At 67.3% G+C, this 21,285-nt stretch carries 19 protein-coding genes; 5 read left to right on the forward strand and 14 right to left on the reverse strand.

Annotation, left to right across the window (positions count from 1 at the left end; all coding sequences use genetic code 11):
• Positions 1-36: 36 nt before the first annotated feature.
• The 14 genes from HU735_RS23230 to HU735_RS23295 all read right to left on the reverse strand — a co-directional run bounded on the left by HU735_RS23230 (position 37) and on the right by HU735_RS23295 (position 14,147).
• Positions 37-732: a response regulator gene (locus tag HU735_RS23230; RefSeq protein ID WP_050704943.1), complete on the reverse strand. Its 696-nt coding sequence runs from the start codon at positions 730-732 to the stop codon at positions 37-39.
• On the reverse strand, positions 729-3,383 hold the full coding sequence (locus tag HU735_RS23235) for a sensor histidine kinase KdpD (RefSeq protein ID WP_186715639.1): 2,655 nt from the start codon (positions 3,381-3,383) through the stop codon (positions 729-731). Before HU735_RS23235 ends, HU735_RS23230 begins: the two co-directional genes overlap by 4 nt.
• 156 nt (positions 3,384-3,539) lie before the next feature.
• Positions 3,540-4,103 carry a potassium-transporting ATPase subunit KdpC gene (gene kdpC / locus HU735_RS23240; protein ID WP_186715641.1) on the reverse strand — a complete coding sequence of 188 codons (564 nt, stop codon included), beginning with the start codon at positions 4,101-4,103 and terminating at the stop codon, positions 3,540-3,542.
• Between the two features lie 10 nt (positions 4,104-4,113).
• Positions 4,114-6,168, reverse strand: coding sequence for a potassium-transporting ATPase subunit KdpB (kdpB, locus tag HU735_RS23245; protein ID WP_186715644.1), 2,055 nt, complete (start codon positions 6,166-6,168; stop codon positions 4,114-4,116).
• A gap of 10 nt (positions 6,169-6,178) precedes the next feature.
• Positions 6,179-7,873, reverse strand: coding sequence for a potassium-transporting ATPase subunit KdpA (gene kdpA / locus HU735_RS23250; RefSeq protein WP_186715646.1), 1,695 nt, complete (start codon positions 7,871-7,873; stop codon positions 6,179-6,181).
• 9 nt (positions 7,874-7,882) lie between these two features.
• Positions 7,883-7,972, reverse strand: coding sequence for a K(+)-transporting ATPase subunit F (gene kdpF, locus HU735_RS23255; RefSeq protein WP_011534724.1), 90 nt, complete (start codon positions 7,970-7,972; stop codon positions 7,883-7,885).
• 185 nt (positions 7,973-8,157) lie between these two features.
• The gene (locus tag HU735_RS23260) at positions 8,158-9,210 is read right to left on the reverse strand and encodes an AI-2E family transporter (RefSeq protein ID WP_186715648.1); all 1,053 of its coding nucleotides are present in this window, start codon (positions 9,208-9,210) and stop codon (positions 8,158-8,160) included.
• Positions 9,211-9,222: 12 nt separating this feature from the next.
• Positions 9,223-10,017, reverse strand: coding sequence for a DUF4892 domain-containing protein (locus HU735_RS23265; RefSeq protein ID WP_186715650.1), 795 nt, complete (start codon positions 10,015-10,017; stop codon positions 9,223-9,225).
• A 102-nt stretch (positions 10,018-10,119) separates the two neighbouring features.
• Complete coding sequence (locus tag HU735_RS23270) at positions 10,120-10,974, reverse strand: alpha/beta hydrolase (protein ID WP_186715652.1); 855 nt, start codon at positions 10,972-10,974, stop codon at positions 10,120-10,122.
• On the reverse strand, positions 10,971-11,759 hold the full coding sequence (locus HU735_RS23275; RefSeq protein WP_186715654.1) for an alpha/beta hydrolase: 789 nt from the start codon (positions 11,757-11,759) through the stop codon (positions 10,971-10,973). Before HU735_RS23275 ends, HU735_RS23270 begins: the two co-directional genes overlap by 4 nt.
• An 89-nt stretch (positions 11,760-11,848) precedes the next feature.
• Entirely contained in the window at positions 11,849-12,205 is a 357-nt protein-coding gene (locus HU735_RS23280) for a hypothetical protein (protein WP_186715656.1), read from the reverse strand.
• A gap of 102 nt (positions 12,206-12,307) precedes the next feature.
• Positions 12,308-12,766 carry a phosphohistidine phosphatase SixA gene (sixA, locus tag HU735_RS23285; protein WP_186715658.1) on the reverse strand — a complete coding sequence of 153 codons (459 nt, stop codon included), beginning with the start codon at positions 12,764-12,766 and terminating at the stop codon, positions 12,308-12,310.
• A complete protein-coding gene (locus HU735_RS23290; protein ID WP_186715660.1) occupies positions 12,763-13,110 on the reverse strand; it encodes a DUF4389 domain-containing protein in 348 nt (115 codons plus the stop codon). Before HU735_RS23290 ends, sixA begins: the two co-directional genes overlap by 4 nt.
• A gap of 11 nt (positions 13,111-13,121) precedes the next feature.
• Entirely contained in the window at positions 13,122-14,147 is a 1,026-nt protein-coding gene (locus HU735_RS23295; RefSeq protein ID WP_186715662.1) for an NAD(P)H-dependent glycerol-3-phosphate dehydrogenase, read from the reverse strand.
• A gap of 192 nt (positions 14,148-14,339) precedes the next feature.
• Between HU735_RS23295 and HU735_RS23300 the strand changes: the two genes are divergently transcribed.
• The 5 genes from HU735_RS23300 to fabB all read left to right on the forward strand — a co-directional run bounded on the left by HU735_RS23300 (position 14,340) and on the right by fabB (position 21,256).
• A complete protein-coding gene (locus HU735_RS23300; RefSeq protein WP_186715664.1) occupies positions 14,340-16,487 on the forward strand; it encodes a TonB-dependent receptor in 2,148 nt (715 codons plus the stop codon).
• Positions 16,487-17,377, forward strand: coding sequence for an ABC transporter substrate-binding protein (locus HU735_RS23305; protein ID WP_186715666.1), 891 nt, complete (start codon positions 16,487-16,489; stop codon positions 17,375-17,377). Before HU735_RS23300 ends, HU735_RS23305 begins: the two co-directional genes overlap by 1 nt.
• A complete protein-coding gene (locus HU735_RS23310) occupies positions 17,374-19,302 on the forward strand; it encodes a response regulator (RefSeq protein WP_186715668.1) in 1,929 nt (642 codons plus the stop codon). Before HU735_RS23305 ends, HU735_RS23310 begins: the two co-directional genes overlap by 4 nt.
• A gap of 206 nt (positions 19,303-19,508) precedes the next feature.
• Positions 19,509-20,024 carry a 3-hydroxyacyl-[acyl-carrier-protein] dehydratase FabA gene (gene fabA / locus HU735_RS23315; protein WP_102684717.1) on the forward strand — a complete coding sequence of 172 codons (516 nt, stop codon included), beginning with the start codon at positions 19,509-19,511 and terminating at the stop codon, positions 20,022-20,024.
• An 11-nt stretch (positions 20,025-20,035) separates the two neighbouring features.
• A complete protein-coding gene (gene fabB / locus HU735_RS23320; RefSeq protein ID WP_050706509.1) occupies positions 20,036-21,256 on the forward strand; it encodes a beta-ketoacyl-ACP synthase I in 1,221 nt (406 codons plus the stop codon).
• Positions 21,257-21,285 lie beyond the last annotated feature (29 nt).

The raw sequence follows: 21,285 nt of genomic DNA on the forward strand, positions 1-21,285 counted from the left end.
CCCCCCCGCCGCCGGGGGGGGGGGCCACCCCCGCGTCTACAGGGTCGGCGTCACCAACCGATACCCCACCCCCGCCTCGGTAACGATGAACCGCGGCGCCGTGGGGTCATCCCCCAGCTTCTGCCGCAGGTGCCCCACCACGATGCGCAGGTAGTGGGTGTCGTCCACATGGGTCGGCCCCCAGATGTCCTTCAGCAGTTGCTGCTGGGTGATCACCCGCCCCGGGTGCCCGGCCAGCTGCGCCAGCAGCGCGTACTCCTTGCGCGTCAGCGCCACCTCGACGCCCTCAAGCGTCACCTTGCGAAAGGCGAAATCCACCACCAGCGGCCCGAAGCTCGCCGCCGACGACACGGTGCCCACCTGGGGCGCCTGACGCAGCAACGCCCGCACCCGTGCGAGGAATTCCTGGATGCCGAACGGCTTGGTCACGTAGTCGTTGGCCCCGCCATCCAGTGCATCGACCTTCTGCACCTCGCTGGCGCGCACCGACAGCACCATCACCGGTACCGCGCTCCATTCACGCAGCTCGCGCAGCACCTGCTGGCCGTCCATATCTGGCAGGCCCAGGTCGAGCACCACCAGGTCGGGCTTGTTCAGCGCGGCCTGGGCCAGGCCCTCGCTGCCGGTGGCGGCCTCGAGCACCTTGTAGCCCTGGGACGCCAGGCTGATACGCAGGAACTTGCGGATCTGTGGCTCGTCGTCGATGACCAGCAGGGTGGCGGCTTGGCTCATGGGGCTTCACTTTCGGTTTCAGGTTGAGTGGGCAGCGGCAAGCATAGAGTGATGCAGGTACCGTGGCCATCGATGCCGTCATCGACCAGGATGCGCCCACCATGGGCGCCTATCATGCCCTGGCAGATCGCCAGGCCCAGGCCGGTGCCCTGCCCGCCCCGGTCGCCGCGGGCGGCGGTGTAGAACATGTCGAAGATCTTCTCGCGCTCGTCCGGAGGAATGCCGGGGCCTTCGTCGGCGACGGCGAAGCACAGCTGCTCGTCGCGCACCGAGACCTGCAGCTCCAGGCGGCCCTGCGGCGGGGAGAAACGGGCAGCGTTCTCCAGCACGTTGATCAGCGCCTGCTCGATCAACGCCGCATGCACGAACAGCAGCGGCAGCTCGGGCGGCACTTCGGTGTGCACGCGCAGGGGCGCCAGCACCACGCGCAGGCGATTGAGGGCACTGCCAACGATGTCGGCCGGGGCCACCCAGTCGCGGGCCAGCTTGAGGGTGCCGTGGCCCAGGCGGGTCATGTCCAGCAGGTTCTGGATGTAGCGGTCCAGGCGCTCGGCTTCGTTGCGGGTGCCTTCGAGCAGTTCGCGGCGGTCGTCCGGGGGAATCGCATCGCCCAGGGCCAGCAGGCTGTCGATGCTGCCGCGCATGGACGTCAGCGGGGTGCGCAGGTCGTGGGATACCGAGGCGAGCAAGGCGCTGCGCAGTTGCTCGGTTTCGCCGTGCAGGCGCGCGGCTTCCAGTTGTTCGCCAAGGCGTGCGCGGGCCAGGGCCTGGGCCAGGGGTTGTGCCAGGGCCTTCAGCAGGCGGCGGCGTTGGGCACTCAGTGGCTCGCCATCGCGGGGACGAATGCCGAGCAGCGCCAGGGGCTGCTCTTCCACGGCCAACGGCCACCACCACCAACGGCCGTGAGGCAAGGTGTCGCTGCCAAAGCCTGCGGCCTGGCCATGCTGCCAGGCCCACTCGGCGGCGGCGCGTTCGTTGTCGGTGAAGGCATGGTTGCCGCCGCTGGCGACCTGTAGCAAGCCATCGGCGCTGCGTTCGAGCAGGCACACCTGCACGTCCTGCCAGCCGTCCATATGCTGGCCGGCGGCGCTGAACACGGCCTGGCGGTCGGTGGCCACGGTCAGGCGGCGCGACAGGTCGAGCAGCTGGTTGGTCTGCGCCTGGGTCTCGCGCAGGGCCTGCAGCTGGCGGCGCTGGCGGGCGGCAAGATTGCCGGTGAGCGCGGCCATCAGCAGGAAGAACACCAGGGTCAGCACGTCTTCTTCACGCTGGATGGCAAAGGAGAAGTTCGGTGGGATGAACAGGAAGTCATAGGTCAGGAACGACAACGCCGCGCAGGCCAGCGCCGGCCCCAGGCTGCTGCGCACCGCCACCAGCAGCACGGCGGCGAGGAATACCAAAGAGATGTTGGGCAGCGCCAGCATGCTCGACACGGCCCAGGCCAGGCCGGTGGCCAGCACCGTGGCGAACAGCGCCAGCAGGTAGTGACGCCATACCCAGACGCGCTTGACCGCCGCCCGCGCCGGTTGCGGCTGGGTGTCGCGGTCGAGCACGTTGATCTCCAGGCCGTGGCTCTCGCGCAACAGGCGCGCGGCGACGCCGGCGCCGAAGAAGCGCCGACGCAGCAGGTCGCGGGACTGGCCCACCAGCACCAGGCTGGCGCGGCGCTCGGCGGCGTGCTGGATCAGCGTGCGCGCCACCTCGCCAGCGCGCAGCAGCACCACTTCGCCGCCCAGGCGCTCGGCCAGTTGCTGGGCGGCCTGCAAGCGATGGCGAGCGGTCTCGTCGCGCAACCGACCATTGTCCACATGCACGACGCTCCACGGCAGGTGGCGACGCTGGGCCACGCGGCAGGCATGGCGCACCAGACGCTCAGCCTGGTCGTCGCCGTCGATGCCCACCAGCAAGCGACCGCGCAGGGCCGGGGCTTCCTGGCCGCGCTGGCGGTAGCCGCTGGCCAGGTCCGCGTCGACCTGGGCAGCGGCGGTCTGCATGGCCAGCTCGCGCAGGGCGGTGAGGTTGGTCTGGGAGAAATAAGCCTCGATGGCCGCCCGCGCCTGTTCGGGCACGTAGACTTTGCCCTCGCGCAGGCGCTCGAGCAGTTCACGGGGTGGCAGGTCGATCAGCACCAGTTCGAAGGCTTCCTGCAGCACCCAGTCAGGCAGGGTCTCGCGCACCTGCACGCCGGTGATGTCGCGGACCTTGTCGTTGAGGCTTTCCAGGTGCTGGACGTTGACCGTGGTGTACACATCGATGCCGGCGGCGAGCAGCTCCTGCACGTCCTGCCAGCGCTTGGCGTGGCGGCTGCCGGGGGCGTTGGTGTGGGCCAGTTCGTCGACCAGCACCAAGGGGGGCGCGGCCTTGAGCAGGCCGTCGAGGTCCATTTCCTCGAGCATCACGCCACGGTACTCGCTGCGCAGCAGCGGTTGCTGGGTCAGGCCACCGAGCAGGGCCTCGGTCTCGGCGCGGCCGTGGGTCTCGACCACCCCGGCCACCACGCGCACGCCCTGGCGTTGCTGGGCGTGGGCGGCCTGCAGCATGGAAAAGGTCTTGCCGACCCCGGGCGCGGCGCCGAGAAATACCTTGAGCCTGCCCCGGCCTTCCCGGGGCAGGCCCGCCAACAGCGCGTCGGCGCGGGCGGAGTCACTCATGTTTTGTCCTTTTTTGCCTCATTACGTGGTCGATGTAGGAGCGGCCTTGTGCCGCGAAAGGGCTGCATAGCAGCCCCAGGCGATTTGCGGCGATGCAACAATCGCTGGGGCCGCTGCGCGGCCCTTTCGCGGCACAAGGCCGCTCCTACAGGGGTATCAGTGCACGGCCACTGGCGCCAAGCGCTCCAGCGCCTGGTTCAGCGCCAGCACATTGACCACGGGCGGCCCGACCAGTGGACGCAGGGTGGCCTCATTCACCAACGCTTGCAAGCGTTCCTCCGAGACCTGCCGCGCCGCCGCCACGCGCGGCAGCTGGTAAGCGATCGCCTCGGGCGGCAGATGCGGATCCAGCCCGCTGCCCGAGGTGGTCAGCAGCGCTTGAGGCACCGGCCCCTGCTGCCCCTGGTACTGCGCAGCGGCATCAGTCTTCACGCGCTCGGCCAGCGCCGGATTGCTCGGCGCCAGGTTGCTCGCGCCACTGGCCACGGTGGCATAGGCACCCGCCGAAGGCCGCGACTGGAACCAGGCGTCACCCTTGAACTCCTGGGCGATCAGCGCCGAGCCACGCACCTCGCCGCGGTCATCGCGCACCAGGCTGCCGTTGGCCTGCTTGGGGAAGGCGACCTGGGCAATACCGGTCACCGCCAGGGGATACAGCGCGCCGGTGACCAGGGTCATCAGCAGGACCAGGCTCAGGGCCGGGCGTACATAAGCGGTCATGTCAGTCTCCTCAGACCAGGTGCAGCGCAGTGAGCAACATGTCGATCAGCTTGATCCCGGCGAACGGCACGATGATGCCGCCCACGCCGTAGATCAGCAGGTTGCGCCGCAGCAGGTGGGCGGCGCTGGCGGCCTGCACCCGCACCCCGCGCAGGGCCAGGGGGATCAGCACGATGATGATCAGCGCGTTGAACACGATGGCCGAAAGGATCGCGCTCTGCGGGCTGGCCAGGTGCATCAGGTTGAGCACGCCCAGTTGCGGGTAGATGGCGGCGAACAGCGCCGGCAGGATGGCGAAGTACTTGGCCACGTCGTTGGCGATGGAGAAGGTGGTCAGCGCGCCGCGGGTGACCAGCAGCTCCTTGCCCACCTGCACCACGTCCAGCAGCTTGGTCGGGTCGCTGTCCAGGTCGACCATGTTGGCGGCCTCGCGGGCGGCCTGGGTGCCGTCGTTCATGGCCATGCCCACGTCGGCCTGGGCCAGGGCCGGGGCGTCGTTGGCGCCGTCACCGCACATGGCGACCAGGCGGCCATCGTTCTGCTCCTGGCGGATGCGCGCCAGCTTCTTCTCCGGGGTGGCTTCGGCGAGCACATCGTCCACGCCGGCCTCGGCAGCGATGGCGGCAGCGGTCAGCGGGTTGTCGCCGGTAACCATCACGGTGCGAATGCCCAGCTTGCGCAGTTCGGCGAAGCGCTCGCGGATACCGGGCTTGACCACGTCCTTGAGGTGGATCACGCCGAGCAGGTGCTTGTCGACGCACACCAGCAGCGGGGTGCCGCCACTCTGTGCGATGCGCTCGACCTCACGGGCCAGGGCGCTAGGCAGCTCCAGGCGTTGCATGCCACAGAAGGCCAGCACCGCGTCGACGGCACCCTTGCGGTAGCGGCGCTGCTGGAAATCGATGCCCGACAGGCGGGTCTCGGCGCTGAAGGCGATGGCTGTGTACTGCTCGGCCGAAGGCTCGGCGAAATCGTGCAGCTGGCGCAGGTACTCGACGATCGACTTGCCCTCGGCGGTATCGTCGGCCAGCGAGGCGAGCAAAGCGCCCTCCCCCAGCTCCTTGGCGGTCACGCCCGAGGCGGCATGCAGGGCACTGCAGCGGCGGTTGCCGAAGGTGATGGTGCCGGTCTTGTCGAGCATCAGGGTGTGCACGTCGCCGGCCGCCTCGACGGCGCGGCCGGAGCGGGCGATCACGTTCAGGCGCACTAGGCGGTCCATGCCGGCGATGCCGATGGCCGACAGCAGGCCACCAATGGTGGTGGGGATCAAGGTCACCAGCAACGCGGCGAGGAAGATCAGCGGCAGCTCGCCACCGGCAAAGCGGGCGAACGGCTGCAGGGTGACCACCACGATCAGGAAGATCAGGGTCAGGCCGATCAGCAGGATGTCCAGGGCGATCTCGTTGGGGGTCTTCTGGCGCTTGGCGCCTTCGACCAGGGCGATCATGCGGTCCAGGGTCGACTCGCCCGGGTTGCTGGTGATGCGGATCAGCAGCCAGTCGGAGACCAGACGGGTGTTGCCGGTGACCGCCGAGCGGTCGCCGCCGGACTCACGGATCACCGGGGCGGATTCGCCGGTGATCGCCGACTCGTTGACCGCGGCGATGCCTTCGAGCACCTCACCGTCGCCGGGGATCATCTCGCCGGCCACGACGCGCACCACATCGTCCTTTCGCAGCTGGGTGGCAGCGACGCTCTCGAAACTGCCGTCGCTCTTGCGGCGCTTGGCGGTCAGGCCTTGGCTGCCGGCCTTGAGGCTGTCGGCGCGGGCCTTGCCGCGGCCCTCGGCCAGGGCTTCGGCGAAGTTGGCGAACAGCACGGTGAACCACAGCCAGACGGCGATCTGCACCGCCACGCCGGTGCTCACGCCGCTGCCGGGCACCAAGCACAGCACGGTGGTGAGCACGGCGGTGAGGGCCACCACCAGCATCACCGGGGCGCGCTTGAGCTGGCGCGGGTCGAGCTTGACGAAAGCCTGGACCAGCGCCGGGCGCCACAACGCGCTGAAGCGGGTCTGGTCCTTGGCGCCTTGACGCGCCTTCACTTCGGGAATGGGCATGTTCATTGTGTATTCCTCAGAAACCCAGGCTCAGGTGTTCGGCAATCGGCCCCAGGGCCAGGGTCGGCAGGAAGGTCAGGCCTCCGACCAGCAGGATGGTCACCAGCAGCAGCGTGGTGAACAGCGGGCCGTGGGTGGGGAAGCTGTTGATGCCTTGCGGCGCGCTCTTCTTCGCCGCTAGGCTGCCGGCCAGGGCCAGCACCGGCAGGATGTAGCCGAAGCGGCCGATCAGCATGGCCAGGCCGATCATCACGTTGTGGAACACCGTGTTGGCGCCAAAACCGGCGAAGGCCGAGCCGTTGTTGGCGGTGCCGGAGGTGTAGGCGTACAGCAGCTGACTGAAGCCGTGGGCGCCGGGGTTGGTCACCGCGCCGGCCGGCCCTGGCAGGCTGGCGGCGATGGCGCCGAGGATCAGCACGCCCACCGGCATCACCAGCAGGCTCGCCACCAGCAGTTGCACTTCACGGGCCTGCAGCTTCTTGCCCAGGTACTCCGGGGTGCGGCCGATCATCAGGCCGGCCAGGAATACCGCGATCAACACGAACAGCAGCATGCCGTAGAGGCCGGCGCCGACGCCGCCGAAGATCACTTCGCCAAGCATCATGTTGACCATCGCCACCATACCGGTAATCGGGTTGAGGCTGTCGTGCATGGCATTGACCGAGCCGTTGGAGGCGGAGGTGGTGGTCACCGTCCACAACACGGAGCCGGTGGTGCCGAAGCGGCTCTCCTTGCCTTCCAGCGGCGCGCTCTGCTGTACCTGGGCGCTTTCCAGGGCCGGGTTGGGCTGATGCTCCGACCACAGCGCGGTGCTGCCGCCGATCAGGAACAGCGCCAGCATGCAGGCGATGATCGCGCGGCTCTGGCGCAGGTCCTTGACGTAATGGCCGAAGGTGAACACCAGGGCCACCGGGATCAGGATGATCGAAGCCACCTCGAACAGGTTGCTCCAGGCCGTAGGGTTCTCGAACGGGTGCGCCGAGTTGACGCCGAAGAAGCCGCCGCCGTTGGTGCCCAGCTGCTTGATGGCGATCTGGCTGGCGGCCGGGCCCAGCGGAATGGTCTGGTCGGTGCCTTGCAGGGTCACGGCGTAAACGTAGTCGGCGAAGGTCTGTGGCACGCCCTGCCAGACCAGCAGCAGCGCCAGCACCAGGCACAGCGGCAGCAGGCCGTAGAGGGTGGCGCGGGTCAGGTCGACCCAGAAGTTGCCCAGGGTGCTGGCCGAGCGACGGGCGATACCCCGGCACAGGGCGACCAGCACGGCAAGGCCGGTGGCGGCGCTGACGAAGTTCTGCACGGTCAGGCCGATCATCTGGCTCAGGTAGCTGACCGAGGCTTCACCGCTGTAGGCCTGCCAGTTGGTGTTGGTCATGAAGCTGACCGCGGTGTTGAACGCCAGCGACCATTCCTGGCCCGGCAGGTGCTGCGGGTTGAGCGGCAGGCTGCCCTGCAGTTGCAGGACGCCGAACACCATCAGAAAGCCGACCAGGTTGAAGGCCAGCAGCGCCAGGGTGTACTGCTTCCAGCTCTGCTCCTGGTCGGCGCGCACGCCGGCCACGCGGTAGCAGCCCTGCTCCACCGGGCCGAGGATCGGCGTCAGCCAGGTGCGCTGGCCTTCCATCACCTTGAAGTAGAAACGCCCGAGCCAGGGCGCCGGCAGCAGCACGATGGCGAAGAACGCCAGCAGCAGCAGGTAATCGTAACTGTGCATGGTCGCCCCTTAGCCGCGATCGGCGCGCAGCAGCGCCACCAGCAGGTAAACCGCCAACGCCACCGCCAGAAGCAGTGACAGCCCGTCGAGCATGTACATGAGTGAATCTCCCCTGATTGCGGCGTGAGGGCCGCTTTGGGGAAATTGTCCGAGGGAGGGGCGTAAAGGGGCGAGATCAGGGGTGGGGTCGGGGCATAAAGAATGCGTAAAGATCACTGACGCATCGCGGGGCAAGCCCGCTCCCACGATAGTTTCGTGGGAGCGGGCTTGCCCCGCGATGGCGATCAGCGTTGTGACGTGTGCTGCGCGGAATTGCGGCTCCAGTCCAGCAGCAGGCTGTACCCCACCGCCAGCAGGGTCGGCCCGATGAACAGGCCGATGAAACCGAACGCGATCAAGCCACCGAACACCCCCAGCAGCACGATCACCAGCGGCAGGTTGCCGCCCCGGCTGATCAGGTACGGTTTGAGCACGTTGTCCACGCCACTGATGACGAAGGTACCCCAGATACCGAGGAACACCGCCATGCCATAGTCGCCCTTCGATACCAGCCAGGCGGTGGCCGGTATCCAGGCCAGCGGCGGGCCCATGGGGATCAGGCTGAGCATGAAGGTCACCAGGCCGAGCACGATGGCCCCCGGCACGCCGGCGATCAGGAAACCGATCAGCGCCAGCAGGGCCTGGGCCGCGGCGGTACCGATCACACCGTTGACCACCCGTTGCACGGTGCCGGCCACCAGGTCGACGTAGTACTCGGCGCGCTCACCCACCAGCCGTTGCAGCAGGCGGTGGACGAAAGCTGCCAGGCGTGGCCCGTCGCGGTAGAAGAAGAACACGAACACCAGGCTCAGGGTCAGCTCCAGCACCCCGCCGCCGATCTGCGCGCTGCGCGCCAGCAACCAGTTGCCGACCTGGCCCAGGTACGGTTTGGCCGAGGCCAGCAAGGCAGCGCCCTGCTGGTCGAACGACTCCCACCAGCTCACCAGGCGCTCGCCCACGAACGGAATGCCCGCCACCCAGGCAGGCGCATCCGGCAGGCCATCGACCTGCACGTCGCGAATGAACGCGGTGGCATCGCGTACATGGTCGGCCAGGTTGAAACCCAGCCATACCAGCGGCAGGGCCACCAGCAGGATCCACAGCGTGGTCAGCAGGCTCGCGGCGAGGGTTTCACGCCCGCCGAGCACGCGAGTCAGCAGGCGCATCAGCGGCCAGCTGGCAAAGGCCAGGATGGCGCCCCACAGCAGCGCCGAGATGAACGGTGCCATCACCCACAACGCGGCACCTAGCAGGGTCAGCAGCAGGATCTGGATCAACAGGCGGTCATTGTTGGCCATGGTGGCGCTCACTCAACGGATCAGTTCCAGGTGCAGGCCTTCGGTCGGGGCGTCGCCGGCCTCCAGCCGGGCGCTGCGCACGCCGGCCTTGACCAGCTGCTCGCGCCAGGCCTCGGCGCCCTTGCCGCTGAGGCTGACGCGCAGGGTGCTGTCGAGGTTCAGGCTGCGCGCCAGCAACGTTGCCCAGGTGGCCTGGGGCTCGGCCAGATCAGGGTAGTCGAGCTTGCCGGTATCGCGCAGTTCGCGCAGCACCGTGGCGGCAGTGGGCAGCAAATCGCCCAGCGGGCTGCCGGCGACGAACTCCTCGACATGCAGGTAGGCGCGGCGGTTGCCGCGGGTCACGCTGTACAGCGCCACCAGGGTGTCGGCTTCCTCGGCGGAACGGCGCAACAGGATGAACGCCTGCTGCTCGTCACCGCCATTGAGCCGGGCATTGGCGAACACGTCGTTGGCCCACAGGCTGGCTTCGCCGCAGTCACGGCCCTGGCACCAGAACAACGGATAGCCGCCCTCCTGCTGCAGGGCCTCGCGGGCGCTGGTGAAGGCTTCGCGGGCGCTGCGCTCGACCGGCAGTTCGTAGGTCACGGAACTGACCTGGCCACGGCTCTCGACCTTGTCGTCGACCCGCAGGCGGCCGCTGATCTTGCGCAGCGGGCCCATGGGGTAGACCCGCTCCTGCTCCACCGCCGGGCGCTGGTCGACCACCTTGGCGTCAGGCGGTACCGGCAGGCTGCCGGCCCACAACAGGGGGCTGGCGATGGCGAGGCAGGCGGCGATGGCGCCGCGAACGAAAACAGGTGCGCTCATCGACCACCCTCGCAGGTGGCGGGGCAAGACGCGTGGATGTCTGGCATGTACATGGTTGTCTCCCTTTCAACCCGCCAAGCCTCGACACTTGTCCGGTGCAAGTCAAGGAATGCCAAAAAAGCGATTGAAACAGTCTGCGACAAGGGCCGCGCCCTCGGCGTCGTTCAGGTGCAGGTGGTGGCCACCCGGCAGGGTCACCTGCTCGAAGGGTAGCTGCTCCAGTAGTTGCGTGTGGCGCGCCAGCATGCCGTCGGCGGCCACCACCAGGCAGGCCGGGCAGGCGATGCGCTTGACGAAGGCCATGGCCTGGTCCTGGTTCAGGCGAGTTGGCGAGGGCAAGGTCAGGCGGCTGTCGCTGCGCCAGCTGTAGCCGCCGGGCACCGGCATCAGGCCGCGCTGGGCCAGCAGTTCGGCGGCTTCACGGCTGACCGCGACCATGCCCTTCATGCGCGCCTCGACGCCCTCCTCCAGGGTCGCGTACACCGATTTGCGCTTGCCTTCCAGGCGCAGTTGCGCTTGCAGCGCCAGCCCCAAGCGCTCGGCGGCGTCCTGTTCGCTGAGCGTCGGCGGAATCACCCCGTCGATCAGCGCCAGGTGGCTGACCCGTTCGGGCAAGGCCCCGGCCAGTTGCACCGAGATGATCGCACCCAGCGAATGCCCGAGCAGGCCGAAGCGCTCCCAGCCCAGTTGCTCGGCAACCCGCAGCACGTCATGGGCGTAGTCGGCCAGGGCGTAGCCAGCACCGACCGGGCGATGTTCGGAATAGCCATGCCCGGCCAGGTCCAGGGCGACGATGCGCAGCCCCTGCAGTTGCGGCGCCAGGCGGGCGAAGCTGTTGGCGTTGTCCAGCCAGCCATGCAGGGCGATCACCGGCAGGCCGTCGGCCGGGCCGAACAGGTGCGCGGCCAGCTCGATATGGCCGAGCGTCAGGCGGATCTCCTCGACCTGGGCGCTCATGCCTGGCTCCAGCGGTCGAACAGGCCCTTGATCAGGCCGGCGGTGTCGGTAGGCCGCTCCAGCGGGAACATATGCCCACCCGGCAGGCTGTGGTACTCGCCCTTGGCCATGGCGCGCACGGCCAGGGCGTGATGCTTGCGGATCACCCGGCTCTGGGCGCCGCGCACCATCGCCAGCGGCACCTGCAACTGGCGCGGCCGCGCCGGGCTGACATGGGGAATGCTGCGGTAGATGCTGATCTCGGTGGCCGGGTCGAAGCGCAGGCGCAGGCCTTCCTCGCCCTGCTCCAGGCCATGTTCCAGGTAGGCTTCAAGGCAGTCCGGGTCGAAGTGGCGGAACAGGGTCTTGCCGGCGAAGTAGCGACGGGCGCTGTCGCGGTCGGGGAATGCCTCGCGCCGACCGAGGGTACGCCCGGCCGGGGTGATGCGGTCGATGAAGCCCAGGCGCTTGGCGGCCTGGATCAGCCACTCGTCCGCGCGGGTCAACACCGGCGAGTCGAGCATCACTACCCCGCGGTAGAACTCCGGTCGGCGCAACGCCGCATGCAGGTGCAGCACGCCGCCCAGCGAATGGCCGACACCCCACACCGGCGCGTCCTGCTGTTCGAGGTGATGCAGCAGTTCGTCCACCAGGCTCTGCCAGTTGTCGTTGACCGGAAAACGCGGATCATGGGCGTGCTGCGCCAGGTGGCGGACCTCGTAGTCCGGCCCCAGGGCGGCGAACAGCTTGCCGTAGGTGGCCGAAGGGAAGCCGTTGGCGTGGGCGAAGAAGATCTGCTGCGACATGGCCGCCTGCTCTGCACGGGGATGGATGGCCCATTGTCGGCAAGCCGAACCCCGGCGGCAACGTTCGGATAGGTCATCGCCAGTGGCGATCAGGTCATCGAGCAGCGCTCGAGGCTGGCCAGCGAACGGTGCAGGCAGGCCTGCATGTAGCCCAGTTGCCACTCTAGGGCCTGACGGCCCAGGCTGCAGTCGCCCTCATTGTCAGCCAGCCGGCGCAGGGCCAGGCAGCTGGTCTGCAGCAGGTGGGCCATGCGAATGCTGGCCTGGCGCAGTTGCTCGAACTCATGCTGGCCTTCGAAACGGCGAATCAACTGGTCGAGCTTGGCATCGGCGATGTCCTGCATCAGGCGGTACTCGGCGAAATCCAGCCGGTGATCCTCCGTCAGCTTGTCGAGCAGCCATTGCGGGTCAACCGAGCGCACCAGCGCCATGCGATAACGGCTCACTCTTCACTCCCTGTGCCAGTACGGCCCATGAATCATTCACCGCGCCACGCTACTTGGGCCGCCTCCCGGCTGGCAACTGACAGAAATGCCAGTTGCCAGGGTTCAGCCGGAATGACGCAGGCTACGCAGGGTCATCAGGCCGGCCAGCGGCCAATCCCCCTCCAGCTCCGCCAGGCTAGCCGTACTCAGCGGCGCCGGTTGCTGGCCGTGGCCGTGCTCGAGCAGACCGACCAGGCTGCCCACCAGCGGCTGGTGGCTGACCAGCAGCACATGCTCGAGCCCCAGGCGCTCGACTTCGCCGATCACCTGCTGCACGTCGCTGTCTGGCGTCAGCCAGGGCACCGTGCGCACCGGCTCGGCGAAACCCAGCGCGCCGTGCACCAGGGCGGCGGTCTGCTGGGCGCGCACGTAGGGGCTGGCGATGATCGCCTGCAGCGGCTGGCCGAGCAGGTGCGCGGCGCTGCGCAGCACCTGCTCGCGACCGTGGCCGGTCAGGCGTCGCTCGGCATCGCTGTTGGCCCGGGGTTCCGCCTCGCCGTGGCGCAGCACCCAGAGCTTCACAGTTTGGGCTCCTCGTCACGCACCGGATGCGCTGCCGGGGCGACGGCGTGCGGCGCCTCGCCTTCCGGAGTGCGTGGCGTCGGCCAGTCGGCGAACGGCCAGGGCTTCTGGTCGGAGTGGAAGGTGCCGAAGCGACCAATCTGCGCCAGGTACTGGCTGAGGCTGTCGCCGAAGTTCATCAGGCTGGCGCTGGGCGCGCCGTAGATCAGTCGGTAGATCAGCTGCACCAGCACCAGGCCGCCGAGCAGCAGCTCGGCCAGTTGCCAGGCCACCAGGAACACCAGCATCCACAGCACCCGCAGGATGATCGACTCGCGCTGGGCGCGCTCGGGAGTATCGTTCATGGGTCGCTCCTTCAGTTGAAACCGCTGGTGGAAATGAAATCGACATCGGTCTTGGGTTCGGCACGCATCAGGTGCTCGATCACCTGGTTGAGCGTGCGCCCTTCGAACAGGATCGCGTGCAGGCCCGCCACCAGCGGCATGTACACGCCCACTTCCTGGGCCTTGGCCTTGAGCACCTTGAGCGTGTTGACGCCCTCGGCCACCTCGCCCAGGCGGCTGACCGCCTGTTCCAGGCTCAAGCCCTGGCCCAGGGCATGGCCGACCTGGTAGTTGCGGCTCTTGGGTGAGGAGCAGGTGACGATCAGGTCACCCACCCCGGCCAGACCCAGGAAGGTCATGGGGTTGGCGCCCTGGCTCACGGCGAAGCGGGTCATCTCGGCCAGGGCGCGGGTGATCAGCATGCTCTTGGTGTTCTCGCCCATCCCCAAGGCCACGGCCATGCCGGCGATGATGGCGTAGACGTTCTTCAGCGCGCCGCCCAGTTCGACGCCGAAGCGGTCGGTACTGGCGTAGACGCGGAAGGTACGGCCATGCAGTACGGTCTGCACCTGCTGGCACAGCGCCTCGTCCTCGCTGGCGACCACGGTGGCGGTCAGCGCATGCTCGGCGATCTCGCGGGCCAGGTTGGGGCCCGACAGCACGCCGATGCGCGCCTGGGGAGCGATCTCTTCGAGGATCTGGCTCATCAGCTTGAAGGTGTGCGCCTCGATGCCCTTGGTCAGGCTGACCAGGCCCTTGCCGCGCAGCAGCTCGGCATGGGGGGCGAGCACGCTGCGCAAGGCGCTGGAGGGCAAGGCGACGAAGATCAGCGCGCTGCCCTGCAGGGTGGCGAGCAGGTCGTTGACCGGCTCGACGCCGTCGTGCAGGCGGATGCCCTTGAGGTAGCGCGGGTTCTCGCGATCGACGCGCATCGCCTCGGCCTGGGCCGGGTCGCGCATCCATTGCCGCACCGGATGGCCGTTCTCGGCCAGGAGGTTCGCCACGGCGGTGCCGAAGCTGCCGCCTCCAAGAACCGCAACAGGTTGCTGTTCAGTCATATCCAATCCGTTAACCAATAAAGTAAGTGGCGACCCGGGCATTATACGGTGCCGATGCGACAGAACCAGTGCGTATGCATCGCGGGGCAAGCCCGCTCCCACGCACCCGAACACAATAGAGAAAGTTCAGGGGGTGCGATGCGGCAATAGGCCATCCGCCAATCACTGGCAAAAGCCGTACGGTCGGTTAACATGCCTGATTCATTTCTGAAACAAGGCCGTTTCGTGTTCCCTGGCACGCCTCCCTATCCACGCCTGATTTTGTTGACTGCCTTGCTGGGTGGCCCGGCCGTGGCCGACGACCTGTTCATCGACAACCAGGACCTGCCGCAGGTTCTGACCGCCACACGCCTGAAACAATCCCCGGCGGCGGTCCCGGGCAGCATGACCGTGCTCGACAACGAGCTCATCCGTGCCAGCGGCGCCCGCGATATCCCCGAACTGCTGCGCCTGGTGCCGGGGATGATGATCGGCTATGGCGCCGGCAACCAGCCGACGGTCAACTACCATGGCAGCAATGTCAGCGACGCCCGGCGCATGCAGGTGCTGATCGACGGCCGCTCGGTGTACCGCGCGGGCCTGGCCACGGTGGACTGGAGCGATATCCCGGTGGCGATCGAGGACATCGAGCGCATCGAGGTGTTCCGCGGCCCCAACACCGTCAGCTACGGCGCCAACGCGCTGATGGCGGTGGTCAACATCCTCACCCGCAACCCGGCCGACAGCCATGGCACGCGGGTCAAGCTGACCCGCGGCCAGGATGGTATCAACGATTACTACGCAAGCCAGGGCTTTGGCTGGGACAGCGGCGACCTGCGCCTGTCGCTCTCCGGCCAGCAGGACGATGGCTTCGACCACGACCAGTTCGGCCGCGGCTACCGCGACAGCCGCCGGCTCAACCGCGTCAACCTCAACGCCAGCCACACCCTGGCGCCGAACCAGACCCTGGAATGGCAACTGGCGGCCAAAGAAGGCAGCAATCAGCGCCCCTATACCTACCAGCCAGTGTTCGGCAACTACCGCGCCGGCGACAACGCCGATGTCAACGCCAAGGATTACGCAGGTTCGGTGCGCTGGAACCTAGACCTCAACCCCGAGCACAGCCTGTATGTGCAGGGTTCGGCCCAGCACTTCGACCGTCAGCAGGTGTGGCGCGCCTGCGATGCCGCGATCGCCTTCAGCCCGGAACTGACCCGACTGTGGCAACTCGACCCGAACTTCGCCGAGAAGGTCGCCCGCAACCTGTTCACCGGCAACCTGCCCAGCACCGCCAACCCGGAGCTCGGCTCGCTGATGGGCCAGGTACAGGACCAATGGGCCAACGGTGGCCGCAACACGATCTGCGGCGACGTCGACCAGAGCACCCGCGAGACCCGCTACGACCTGGAGATCCAGGACACCCTGAGCCTGACCGACAGCCTGCGCCTGGTCACCGGCATGAACTACCGCTATGACAAGGCCGACTCGCAGACCTACTTCAACGGCAGCATCGACGACCAGACCTGGCGCCTGTTCGGCCAGCTCGAATGGCGCATAGACGAACACTGGATCGTCCAGGGCGGGGCGATGCACGAGCACTCGCAGCTGTCGGGCAACTCGCTCACGCCACGGGTGGCGGTGAACTACCTGATCACCCCGCGCCACGGCCTGCGTGCCGTGTATTCCGAGGCGATCCGCTCGCCAGACATGTTCGAGAACAACGTCAACTGGAGCTACACGGTCAAGAACCTCACGCCCAACCGCTACGGCCTGCAGAACGGCGAATACTTCGTCAAGACCCGCGGCCCGGGCAACCTCGACCAGGAACGCATGCGCTCGCGCGAGCTCGGCTACAACGGCTATTTCACCGACCTCGACCTGAGCATGGACGTGAAACTGTTCTACGACGAGATCACCGGAATGATCAGCGAGCCGTTGAAGAACAACCAGTACATCGCCAGCAACGCCAACAAGGCGCGCTTCAGCGGCAGCGAGGCGCAGTTCGACTGGCGCGCCACCCAGCGCGACCGCCTGCGCCTGACCTACGCCTACGTCGACGCCTGGGCCAGCAACCCCAACGACCGGCGTCTGAGCGCCCGCAACAGCGGCTCGGCCGGCTGGCTGCGCGACTGGGACGAAGGCTGGTCCAGCGCCCTCTTCTACTACGGTGACGACGCCCTCAATGGTTACCGTTACGAACGGGTCGACCTGCGCCTGGCCAAGCGTTTCAAGGTGCAGGGCAGCAACCTGGAGCTCGCCGCGCTGTGGCAGCAGCGCCTGGATGACGAGCCGGTCACCCTGGAACAGAACCGTTACGACAGCCGCCACCGCCTGAGCGTCAGCGCGGAGCTGGAATTCTGATGGTCCGTCTGCTGCGCCTGTTGCTGCTGTGCCTCTGGCCCCTGGGATCGCTGTCCGCCAGCGAAATCCTGCTGGTTGGCGCCGAGGACCAGCCCGGCATCCGCAGCTTCGTCACGGCCCTGGAAAAACGTCGTCCCAACGACCAGGTGCGGTTCCAGACCATCGAGCAGTTGCCAAGCCCGGCCAAGCTCAAGGCCGACACCCGCCTGATCCTCCTCGACACCCCGGCCCTGGAGTGGCGCCTGGCTGAATCCGCAGGGCCGGCGGCGCTGGCGTTGCGGGTCAGCCGGGTCCAGATCGAACAGCGCCTGGGCACCTCGCGCCCCGCCTACCTGACCCTGCTGTGGAGCGATCCGCCCCTGGCCCGGCAGCTGCGCCTGGCCCGTTACCTGTTGCCGCAGGCGCGGCGCATCGGCGTGCTCTACGGCGAACACAGCCGTTTCCTGCTCGAAGAGCTGCGCCAGGCCGCCAGTTCACTGGGCCTGGAAATCGTCGCCCAGGACTGGCCCGACCTGCGCGACAGCCGTCCCCTGCAAGACCTGCTGGGTAACAGCGACGTGCTGCTCGGCCTGGACGATCCCGACCTGTACAACTCCAAGTCGGCCAAGAACGTGCTGCTCAGCAGCTACGGCCGGCAGATGGCGCTGATCGGGCCTAACGTCGGCTTTGTCCGCGCCGGCGCCCTGGCCAGCACCTACAGCGACCAGGACGACTGGCTGGCGGTGCTCGGGCAGCTGCTCGACCTGCCGCCGGCCCGCTGGCCGCGCAGCCTCTACCCCGCGCACTTCGGTGTCAGCGGCAACCAGCAGGTGGCCCGCGCCCTGGGCCTGGAGGCGATCGACCCGGTCGCCGCCGCCCTGGCCCTTGCCGAAGGAACCTCCACCCCATGAGCAAGCGCCTGAGCTGGGACATCCACACCCGCACCCAGATCATCAGCCTGGGCCCCGCCCTGTTGCTGACCCTGCTGTTGATCAGCTTCTTCACCTTCGTGCGGATCCAGGACCTGCGCCAGGAACTCAACCACACCGGGCAACTGATCGCCAACCAGTTGGCACCGGCCTCGGAGTACGGGGTGATCTCGGGCAACAACGAGGTGCTCGAGAGCCTGATGCGCGCCACCCTGAGCATTCCCCACGTGCGCTTCCTCGAGGTGCAGGACAGCCGCAACCATATCCTGGTGTATGTCGAGCAACCCGACGAAAGCCACAGCCGCGCCCAACGCGTCGAGGTGTTCCAGGCGCCGATCCGCCTGCAGCAGATCCGCCTGGACAATGACTTCCTGCAGGGCAAGGCGCCGGCGCCGAACATCGGCGACGATTACCTCGGCCGGGTGATTGTCGGCATGTCCGACGACGCCTTCAGCCAGCGCCAGCAGGAGATCGTGATCAAGGCCGCGATCCTCGCCCTGTTCGCCCTGCTGTTCACCTTCCTGCTGGCGCGGCGCCTGGCCACCAGCCTGTCCAAGCCGATCAGCGACATGGGCCACGCGGTCCGGGCGATCCAGCAAGGCGACTTCAACGCGCCGCTGCCGGTGGTCGACGACAGCGAGCTGGGCCACCTGGCTCGGCACATCAACAATCTGGCCAGCGCCCTCGACCAGGCCGCCCATGAACAGCAACAGGCCATGGGCCAGCTGATCCAGGCCCGCGAGGAAGCCGAGCAGGCCAACCGCGCCAAGTCGGACTTCCTGGCGATGATGAGCCACGAGCTGCGTACGCCCATGAACGGCGTGCTGGGCATGCTGCAACTGCTCGAGACCACCGAGCTGACCAGCGAGCAGGCCGACTACACCGCGGTAGCCAGCGAATCCACCGGCCACCTGCTCAAGGTGATCAACGACATCCTCGATTTCTCGCGGATCGAGCGCACCACCCTGGAGCTGGAGCACATCGACTTCAACCTCGGCGAGCTGATCACCAGCAGCGTGCTGTCGTTCCAGCACAGCGCCCAGCAGCGCAACCTGGACCTGCGCCTGCAGTTGCCGCCGGGCATGAACCAGCTGCAGGTGATGGGCGATCCGACGCGCATCCGCCAGATCCTGCTGAACCTGGTGGGCAATGCGCTGAAATTCACCGAGCGTGGCGAGGTGGCCATCGAGGCCCGCTGGCAGGTGCTCGACCGCCAGCTGATCTGGCTGACCTGCACCGTGCGCGACACCGGCATCGGCATCGACAGTAACCGCCTGGAGATGATGTTCGTGGCCTTCCAGCAGGCCGACAACACCATTTCCCGGCGCTACGGCGGCACCGGCCTGGGCCTGTCGATCGCCCGCACCCTGGCCGAGCGCATGGGCGGCCAGCTGCGCGGCGAGAGCCGCGAGGGGCTGGGCTCGACCTTCACCCTGGAAATGCCACTGGCCCTGGCCAGCGCGCCCGCCGCCCTGCCCGGCGCCGCGCCCCAGGCCGGCACGATGGGCGAAGGCGGTGGGCGCGTCCTGCTGGTGGAGGACAACCCGGTCAACCAGAGCGTCATCGAGGCGATGCTGCGCAGCCTCGGTTTCGAGGTGAGCCTGGCCATGGACGGTGCCCAGGCGGTCGACCTGGTCGGCCAGCAACGCTTTGCCGCCGTGCTGATGGACTGCCGCCTGCCGAATGTCGACGGCTACGAGGCCACCCGCCGCATCCGCCAGTTGCCGCGCACCGAGGGCCTGCCGATCATCGCCCTGACCGCCAGCGCATTGCAGGGCGACCGCGAGCGCTGCCTGGCCGCCGGAATGAACGATTACCTGAGCAAGCCGTTCAAACGCACTGATCTGCAACGCATCCTGCAGCGCTGGTTGCCGGGTCGGACAGCCGCGACTGGCGATAAATGCTAAATTGCGGCAGTCTTAAGGACTGGACAGGACCGCCTCAGGGCCGGAAAATAACATTTCAGTGCACACCTGTACTTCTTTTGCCAGGTGCGCTGTGACTTTCACCACAACGCAATAGTCTACCTGTAGGCTGCCGCCTCGAATGCCACGCGCTTCGGGCCGGCCGGGAAGATTCATCCCCTGCCGCAGGGGGTTATTGAGGAGCTCGCATGACCAAACAACACGCCTTTACTCGGGAAGACCTGCTGCGCTGCAGTCGCGGTGAGCTGTTCGGCCCCGGTAATGCGCAACTGCCCGCCCCGAACATGCTGATGGTCGATCGCATCACCCATATCAGCGAGGAAGGCGGCAAGTTCGGCAAAGGTGAATTGGTCGCCGAGCTGGATATCAATCCGGACCTGTGGTTCTTCGCCTGCCACTTCGAAGGCGATCCGGTGATGCCGGGCTGCCTGGGCCTGGACGCCATGTGGCAGCTGGTCGGTTTCTTCCTCGGCTGGCAGGGCCTGCCGGGCCGTGGCCGCGCCCTGGGTTCGGGCGAAGTGAAATTCTTCGGCCAGGTATTGCCTACCGCCAAGAAAGTCACCTACAACATTCATATCAAGCGCGTCCTGAAGGGCAAGCTGAACATGGCCATCGCCGATGGCTCGGTCAGCGTCGACGGTCGCGAGATCTACACCGCCGAAGGCCTGCGGGTCGGCGTGTTCACCTCCACTGACAATTTCTAAGGGTTATTCGCATGCGCCGCGTCGTGATCACTGGTCTGGGCATCGTATCGTGCCTGGGCAATGACAAAGCTACCGTCACCGAAAACCTGCGCAACAGCCGTCCGGGTATCCGTTACAACCCGGAATACAAGGAAATGGGGCTGCGTAGCCAGGTTTCCGGTTCCATCGACCTCAACCTCGAAGAGCTGATCGACCGCAAGGTCTATCGCTTCGTCGGCCACGCCGCCGCCTATGCCTACCTGGCAATGCAGGACGCGATCAAGGACTCGGGCCTGACCGAAGAGCAGGTTTCCAACCCGCGTACCGGCCTGGTTGCCGGCTCCGGCGGCGCTTCCACCCTGAACCAGATGGAAGCCCTGGACACCCTGCGCGAAAAAGGCGTCAAGCGTGTCGGCCCCTACCGTGTCACCCGCACCATGGGCAGCACCGTGTCGGCGTGCCTGGCCACCCCGTTCAAGATCAAGGGCATCAACTACTCGATCTCGTCGGCCTGCGCCACCTCCGCGCACTGCATCGGCACCGCCCTGGAGCAGATCCAGTGGGGCAAGCAGGACATCGTCTTCGCCGGTGGCGGTGAAGAAGAGCACTGGAGCCAGTCGTTCCTGTTCGACGCCATGGGCGCCCTGTCGACCAAGCGCAACGAAACCCCGGAACTGGCCTCGCGCGCCTACGACGCCGACCGTGATGGCTTCGTCATCGCCGGCGGCGGCGGCATGGTGGTGGTCGAGGAGCTGGAACACGCCCTGGCCCGTGGCGCCAAGATCTACGCCGAGATCGTCGGCTACGGCGCAACTTCCGACGGCTACGACATGGTCGCCCCAAGTGGCGAAGGCGCGATCCGCTGCATGCAGCAGGCGCTGTCCACCGTCGACACCCCGATCGACTACCTGAACACCCACGGCACCTCCACCCCGGTCGGCGACGTCGCCGAGATGAAGGGCGTGCGTGAAGTGTTCGGCGACAAGGCACCCAAGATCAGCTCGACCAAGAGCCTGTCGGGCCACTCGCTGGGCGCCGCGGGCGTGCACGAGGCGATCTACTGCCTGCTGATGATGGAGAACAACTTCATCGCCGGCTCCGCCAACATCGACGAGCTGGACCCGGAAGTCGCCGACCTGCCGGTACTGCGCAAGACCGAAGAGAACGCCAAGATCGACACGGTCATGAGCAACAGCTTCGGCTTCGGCGGCACCAACGCCACCCTGGTGCTCAAGCGCTGGACTGGCAAGTGATCGCTTGATCTGCTGAACGAGAACGCCCG

Source organism: Pseudomonas sp. BW16M2 (assembly GCF_014268865.1).
GTDB lineage: Bacteria > Pseudomonadota > Gammaproteobacteria > Pseudomonadales > Pseudomonadaceae > Aquipseudomonas > Aquipseudomonas peradeniyensis.

Coding starts and splice junctions, on each gene's coding strand:
- HU735_RS23230 (WP_050704943.1), bottom strand. CDS start 732: ATGAGCCAAGCCGCCACCCTGCTGGTCATCGACGACGAGCCACAGATC.
- HU735_RS23235 (WP_186715639.1), bottom strand. CDS start 3,383: ATGAGTGACTCCGCCCGCGCCGACGCGCTGTTGGCGGGCCTGCCCCGG.
- kdpC (WP_186715641.1), bottom strand. CDS start 4,103: ATGACCGCTTATGTACGCCCGGCCCTGAGCCTGGTCCTGCTGATGACC.
- kdpB (WP_186715644.1), bottom strand. CDS start 6,168: ATGAACATGCCCATTCCCGAAGTGAAGGCGCGTCAAGGCGCCAAGGAC.
- kdpA (WP_186715646.1), bottom strand. CDS start 7,873: ATGCACAGTTACGATTACCTGCTGCTGCTGGCGTTCTTCGCCATCGTG.
- kdpF (WP_011534724.1), bottom strand. CDS start 7,972: ATGTACATGCTCGACGGGCTGTCACTGCTTCTGGCGGTGGCGTTGGCG.
- HU735_RS23260 (WP_186715648.1), bottom strand. CDS start 9,210: ATGGCCAACAATGACCGCCTGTTGATCCAGATCCTGCTGCTGACCCTG.
- HU735_RS23265 (WP_186715650.1), bottom strand. CDS start 10,017: ATGAGCGCACCTGTTTTCGTTCGCGGCGCCATCGCCGCCTGCCTCGCC.
- HU735_RS23270 (WP_186715652.1), bottom strand. CDS start 10,974: ATGAGCGCCCAGGTCGAGGAGATCCGCCTGACGCTCGGCCATATCGAG.
- HU735_RS23275 (WP_186715654.1), bottom strand. CDS start 11,759: ATGTCGCAGCAGATCTTCTTCGCCCACGCCAACGGCTTCCCTTCGGCC.
- HU735_RS23290 (WP_186715660.1), bottom strand. CDS start 13,110: ATGAACGATACTCCCGAGCGCGCCCAGCGCGAGTCGATCATCCTGCGG.
- HU735_RS23295 (WP_186715662.1), bottom strand. CDS start 14,147: ATGACTGAACAGCAACCTGTTGCGGTTCTTGGAGGCGGCAGCTTCGGC.
- HU735_RS23300 (WP_186715664.1), top strand. CDS start 14,340: ATGCCTGATTCATTTCTGAAACAAGGCCGTTTCGTGTTCCCTGGCACG.
- HU735_RS23305 (WP_186715666.1), top strand. CDS start 16,487: ATGGTCCGTCTGCTGCGCCTGTTGCTGCTGTGCCTCTGGCCCCTGGGA.
- HU735_RS23310 (WP_186715668.1), top strand. CDS start 17,374: ATGAGCAAGCGCCTGAGCTGGGACATCCACACCCGCACCCAGATCATC.
- fabA (WP_102684717.1), top strand. CDS start 19,509: ATGACCAAACAACACGCCTTTACTCGGGAAGACCTGCTGCGCTGCAGT.
- fabB (WP_050706509.1), top strand. CDS start 20,036: ATGCGCCGCGTCGTGATCACTGGTCTGGGCATCGTATCGTGCCTGGGC.